The organism is Gilliamella sp. Fer1-1 (assembly GCF_001690825.1).
Taxonomy (GTDB): Bacteria; Pseudomonadota; Gammaproteobacteria; order Enterobacterales; family Orbaceae; genus Gilliamella; species Gilliamella apicola_C.
The window spans coordinates 1-6460 of record NZ_LZGX01000068.1 but is presented as its reverse complement, the minus strand read 5'-3'; the positions used below and the strand labels follow the sequence as shown (position 1 = coordinate 6460).

Below are 6460 nucleotides of genomic sequence, written 5' to 3'. Positions count from 1 at the left end.
GTTGAGTGATCAATTTCTTCTGTTGCACTTGTGTATATTTTATTAAACATGAACAGAAAATCATCCTCTTTATTAAAAATAGAAAGAAAATATTTAGGGCTAACATATATTTCATCAATATCGTCTGAACTTATCGAATGATTTATTTTTGGTAAACTTACATCATTACTTATTGTATTATCGAAAATAAATTTTTTTCCCTCATCAAATAAAAATATTGCATTCCTCCCTTGGTTAATTAAAAACTTCCCTAATAAATTATTTTCCTTCAATACAAGAATATAATACCAACCAACTCCCCTTTCTTCCTCTGCTTCAAGAAGAATAATTTTATATAATTTGGTCGATGAACTTTTATATAAATAAGCATTAAGACCAGTTATATTATCGCCATTAGGTATTGTAAAATTAATATTTTTATTATAATAATTTAGAGTACAAAAATAAGTCAAATTATTACATTTAATATAATAGTGATCTAATCCCCAAGCACTATAGCTATCTGATTCCACAAATTTAAAACTTATTTCTTGATCAAATTGTTGCCATTTTTTTAGTTGATGCTGATTTGGAAAAGATAATAATTTATTTTCTATTTTTTCCTTATTATCAATATTCGCATTAGCAACATAGGAAATAGCAATAATGAAATTAAAAATAAAAAAATATTTAAAAAAATTTAATCTCATTTTATTTTTTCTCTTTAAGACGCTTTTCTTTCACATTTGTTTGCAAATCTTCATTTATTTTTTGTAAATTAACAAAAAAAGCAGGATTATATCTATTGATCAATCCAATACCATTACCACTTGCTTTCATTGCAATTTCAAAATGTAAATGAGGATTACAAACTCCTTTTGCATTACCTGTATCACCAGTATACGCAATTAACTCACCAGCTTTAACATTTCCTGTTGTTAAAACAGCTGAACTTAAGTGACAGTAACGTAAATAAAAATGATCTGCATTTAAATTAAATCCATTCCCACTAACAACTTCATCTGTAAATTCTAATGAATAGTCATTTACAGATGCTCTCAAAGATTCACCATTAACTTTAAGTACTAAAACATTCCCATAACCACTTGAACCTTCGTTTTTATATTGTATTATTTCAGCATCGAGGCAAGCATAACATGGGGTATTAATATCAGCAAATAAATCCAAACCATTATGTATTTTCTTTTGTAACTTCTTTAATTCTTCATTCCAAAATGCTCGAACATAACCGAAAGCACCGTTAGATGGTTTAATATCTCTACTTGAATTATAATAAGTCCTTTGTGGATTTTCTAAAGGCTCATGCCAAAGTTTTGTCGTTTCAATATTAAAATAATCCACCATTGCCACGGGATGAATAAACCATGCCTTGCCGTCTGCGGATAGATTGGACAGTTTAGGGGTATTGGTATCAGTGTTTGCGGTTGGGTTTTGAGCTTGTGCCTGTGCCACTTCTTTCCACCACAGTGACGGTTTAATGCGTTGCTCTTTTTCTATTTTCCAATTAGTTTGAATATATTTAAACGCTTCGTCCACCAACTTGAAGACATAATCACGTAGGTAAGGTTGGGTGATGCCGAGCTCGTTTAAGCCTGCTTCAATCATCTCTTTTTTCTGTTGTCTTTCTTCTTCAAACAGTTCATCAACTTCGTTCCATTTGCTTAATGCTTCATCGGCATACCATTCACTTTCATATTTTACCAGTAAATGCCCTATCAGCTCTGCGGCCCAACTTCTGCGTAGCGCTTCCTTTAAATCCCTTTCTGTAAAAGTAGGTGGCGGTAGACCTTTTTTTCGTTGTGTTGAATATATCAGTGTTCCTGTCAAAATTTGGTGTAATGCGTGCATCTTTGGGGTGTAATTTTCTTATTTACCTAAACGAACTTTACTGCCTTTGAGCAATAAATCCACAAATTTTGTGTTTTTTCCCTTTTCGCGTATCACGCTGCCGATAATGGTTTCTACTTTTTTCATCAGCTGTAACTGATGATGTAATTAAATTCAGGTATGATAAAAAGTAATTTAATTATTGTTGGTTTTTTCTTTAAGATATCCATCTTGATTTAAATAATAATGCTTAATTGTTAAATTATTATCATATTCTGTTGTAACGGTAATGATAAAATCCTTTGAAATGGTAAAATGTGTTTTTTCAATTAGATTTTCATTATTTCCTAGTTCGTACCATTCACCTTCAACGTATAAATCTGATCGTATTTGATTATCTTTTATTGTCAATAAATAAAGCCTGTAAGGAAAATCACCACAATCCTGTGGCACCAAAATCATATTAATGTCATTTTTTGATGGTAGAGGTATATAACGAAAATCTATTTCGCAATTCCATGATGCCAAATCTTTAATCTTGCAATTTTCATTATTAGTTAAATTATATTGTGTATTTTTATGTGCTTTATTTAATGGTAAAGTATCTGTACTTTTTTCAAAACAGGGATTTTTATTATTTTGTTGAATAGGGGATTCTTGTGCATAAGCAAAAAAAGGAATTACACAGAACACTAAATAAATTATATAGTTATTTATCATAATATAGCCTAGAATTATTTATTAGTTGTTTTTTGCAATAATGAAGCTAATGACTTTCTACCCAGTACGGCTTATTTTCAAGCATAAAACGAATTGTAAAAAAATCCTCATTATTCTCAGGATTAGAAACATTCCCCCTAACCTTATAGGTGAAAATGTTTTTTTACGTACTTGAATTCATCTTGCCTATTTTGCAATTAAAAAACTATCTTTTTACCTTAACAAATTTTCCTTGTTTATTAATGACATAGTGAATTTTACTGACTAAAGCGGTTGGTCTTTTCTTGTAATCATATGGCGAGTTAAAATGTTTGATTGTTATGCGATAATTTTTATCGATAAAATATTTACTCCAAATACCTCCATCCTCCAGCTCACTAGTTTCACCTATTTCTAGCCTATCAATCAAATTAAAATCATCCGAAAGGCTAATTAATGATAAACGTTCTGCTGAATTAATAGCAACGGAGGACAGCAATAATAATTTTATTTTTTTATAAGATTTTAATTTCAATGCCCTAAAACAACCATCATCCATCATTCCTTTAAAAAAATAATTAAATTCATCAAAACAACCATCGTCAAACTTTCCTTCAACAAAAGGATCAACTTTATCCGTTATTGGTAAAAAAATATCATTGTTACTATTAACTTCATCACCCCAATAATAATTATTCAATGGAACATCTATAATATTTAATTTTTCATAAATAGTTGCTAGCGTTTCACGCATCTTCTGCTTTAATTTAAACGCCAAAACAATATCATCATTCGTAAATAAAAAAAGGTAATCGGAAATAAGCACTAATGAGGGATTTAAATTATATTGCTTAGGTAATGTTACAAAATCAAAATATTGATTTTCTTGTTGATTACCCGTTAACTCTAAACGTTCCAATACTTTTTGTAACAATTCGTGGGAACGCGGTGATAAATTGTCGGTAACTTGATGTACATTAATTATATGATTTTCATCTAATATTAATTTGCTGTCTGAACTTTTTACCGATATATTTTTTACTTCGTTAAGTCGTGTATATAAAGCTTCATGTTTAAGTGGAGTATCGGGTAAATAAGTAATATCAACTAATTGCCACTCTGTAATATCCTGCTTTGTTAATGTATTGGGATCATTTTTTATTTCATTCGCACTTACTGCTAATGCGATAAAACAATAAAAAAATAAAACGAAAAAACGATTTAGTATTGTTAGCATTATTTCCTCCTCTAATTTATTCTATTTTTCTTATTTATTAATAAGGGTAATTAGTTTTTCTTTATTTTAAGTTGTGGCATCAGTACAAAAATATTCATCTAATAAATATTGTTTTTCAAATGATCTAACATCCATATGAATCCAACTATATGTATGATTTCTATCTATTATTGAATTATCCTTTTTTAAACCTATTGGCTCAGTGCTAAAAAGGTTGCTATTTGCCCATTTGTTTTGCGAGGACCACTGGATTAATTTTGTAGCCTAATCTATTGGTTTGCGTATCATATTCTTTAGAGCGGTTACCTGTTATATTCATTGCAATTTCAAAATGTAAATGAGGGCTACAAAGCCCTTTAGCGTTACCCATATCACCAGTATATGCAACTAATTCACCAGATTTAACTCTTCTTTTTTTAAAACTGTCGAACTTAAATAAAAATATCGAATTTCTCTTTTCGAAATATGATTTATCATTGTTGGTTTTTTCTTTTTTTGTTTATCATAACAATGTCCTTATAAAACGGGTAATAATTAATGTAGCCTATCCACTATCTAGAGGGAATTAGTGTTGTAGTACTTTATCTACTAATTCAAATTTGCCAGATTGAGGATTAATTTTATATTTACTCCAATTGTCAGCTGTTGTTGATTCTAAATCATAAGTGAAAAATAGTGTCCATAAATTATAATCATTCAAATAGTATAATTTTTCTGTAGCTAAACTGTTATTGGGATCGTTCATATATTCATAACATACTATAGAATCTACTCTTTCATTATTTTTATAAGATATTAACTCTATCTCCATAGAATATGGATTGTTAGTTTTTCCTTTTTTCAATTTTAATTCAATATTATTTTTTAGTTTAGAAATTGCTATTTCATGGTTATTTAGACTACTAAACTGGAGATAATAATTTTTTTTTTATTTCTGAAATTGTACATGGCCCCGAGGCATCTTCTTTACAAGTTTTATTTATAGATAATATAAATTCTTTGTTTGATACCAATTTTTCCCCGTAAAAATTATTATATGATAAAGAATTTTTGTCTATTCCCCCTACTGCATATACAGTTTTAATATTGTATGTAACAAATATTGTAATCAATAGTAGAATTTCAATAGTAACTAGTTTTTTCATGTTATGTTATGTTATTTTATTTCCTTTATAGAGCTGTCATCAAAACCTGAATGTAAATGAGAATCATGCAGAGTTCTTTTTGTCTCTGGTGTGGCACTTTCATATCAGGCGTGTAAACTTCTAAATCCTGACCAATGCTATTCTTAATTATTGTGACATTTTACGATTCCTTGCCTATCACGTTTTTTACACGAAATTGATTCCAATAGCTTGAAATGCCCACTATTATCTATTTTATAATGCCTCCATTTTTTAATATGTTGCGTTTCGTCACTACCAACATAATTTAGTAACCAAATATTCTTAAAATTTTTATCAATATAGTAATCCTGTTCAAAGGCAGCCGATTCTAAAATTTTTTCTTTATAAATGGATAATCTATCAATTAATTTATTACCTTTTTCAATATTTAAATATATTTCGAAATCAAACTCTTCGTGCTGTTTTTTAGTTAAATTGTATTGATATTCTCCTTTTTGATATATCACTTTCTTTTTGTCAAATAAAGTTTCACTAATTTCACTAAAATAAAGACCTAATTCGTTCAAATCACACTCATTATAAAAGTATGAATTATAATAAGATCCATCATCAGGGAAATCACACTTCTTATTCATATCATCTACAATTTTTTTATTAGTCAACATTGGATGAACAAACCAACTAAATTCACGATTCGGTATCTTATAATTAAATCCTCTATAGGTTACAGGTGATCCGTTATTTTTTTCTATATGCTTCGAAAATGTTATCAAGTAATCTGACTTGGTCAAAAAAACAAAATAATTGTCGATCCTTATTAAATCAGTCAAACCTTCTTCCAAGCATAAATCATCTTTGTCATTATTAGGAAGTTTTATTGCTTCAAATTGATATCTTAAAGGGATTTTTTCCGCTGAAAAAATTTTTTTATACTCCTTTACTTTTTCTGGAGTTTTCCAATAAGATAAAGGGGAAGTCATCTTTGTTGTTGTCTCATATGGAATAAAACAAATTGTATCGACTATAACTTTTCCATCAATTAATATGAGTTTAATTTTCGAAAATCTTTCTATTAAACTTTCTCTTTCAGAATCGGATCCTCCTCCAGAAACAGAATTTTTTGAAACTTTATAAAAATCCCAAATATCCGGAGATTCATTTGAATGTACATATCCTATAGAAAACATAAAAAATAAAATCAAAGTTAAACAATTTTTTTTCATTTCATGTTATCCTGCTAATTTAAAATTTCTAATTATTCAATTACTTTAATAGCATTAAAATCAAATTTTTCTGTATCAAATGACTATTATGTAACTTATCACCATCTACTACTCCTGATATTCCACTAAATAAGTTATAAATTTCTTCTCCTATTCGAAAAGTTCGAAAATGAAATTTAGCTAAAGCATTAACAAATGCTTTATCTTTTTTCCAATCTGATTGTAAATACCCCAAACTTAGTACACAACTCACGTAGAAAATCATGCTGCTTGTTTTAGTGTTTTATACTCAATCGGTGTCATGTTATTTAATGCCTCATGCGGTCTTTCGGTGTTATAAACCGTTA

At 28.6% G+C, this 6460-nt stretch carries 8 protein-coding genes; all 8 read right to left on the bottom strand.

The annotated features are described in order from the left end of the window. A partial coding sequence (locus tag A9G28_RS08025; protein ID WP_141674719.1) for a hypothetical protein occupies window positions 1-689 on the bottom strand: 689 nt, incomplete at its 3' end. Between the two features lies 1 nt (window position 690). Beyond that, complete coding sequence (locus A9G28_RS08020; protein ID WP_065580326.1) at window positions 691-1848, bottom strand: M23 family metallopeptidase; 1158 nt, start codon at window positions 1846-1848, stop codon at window positions 691-693. Between the two features lie 174 nt (window positions 1849-2022). Continuing rightward, entirely contained in the window at window positions 2023-2547 is a 525-nt protein-coding gene (locus tag A9G28_RS08015) for a hypothetical protein (protein ID WP_081301542.1), read from the bottom strand. Window positions 2548-2752: 205 nt separating this feature from the next. Beyond that, window positions 2753-3763 carry a hypothetical protein gene (locus tag A9G28_RS08010; RefSeq protein WP_065580325.1) on the bottom strand — a complete coding sequence of 337 codons (1011 nt, stop codon included), beginning with the start codon at window positions 3761-3763 and terminating at the stop codon, window positions 2753-2755. A gap of 217 nt (window positions 3764-3980) precedes the next feature. Continuing rightward, window positions 3981-4133: a hypothetical protein gene (locus tag A9G28_RS13615; protein ID WP_176702133.1), complete on the bottom strand. Its 153-nt coding sequence runs from the start codon at window positions 4131-4133 to the stop codon at window positions 3981-3983. 195 nt (window positions 4134-4328) lie between these two features. Beyond that, entirely contained in the window at window positions 4329-4607 is a 279-nt protein-coding gene (locus tag A9G28_RS08005) for a hypothetical protein (protein ID WP_141674718.1), read from the bottom strand. A gap of 444 nt (window positions 4608-5051) precedes the next feature. Beyond that, complete coding sequence (locus tag A9G28_RS07995; RefSeq protein ID WP_065580322.1) at window positions 5052-6113, bottom strand: hypothetical protein; 1062 nt, start codon at window positions 6111-6113, stop codon at window positions 5052-5054. 40 nt (window positions 6114-6153) lie between these two features. Continuing rightward, on the bottom strand, window positions 6154-6366 hold the full coding sequence (locus A9G28_RS07990) for a hypothetical protein (RefSeq protein ID WP_141674710.1): 213 nt from the start codon (window positions 6364-6366) through the stop codon (window positions 6154-6156). Window positions 6367-6460 lie beyond the last annotated feature (94 nt).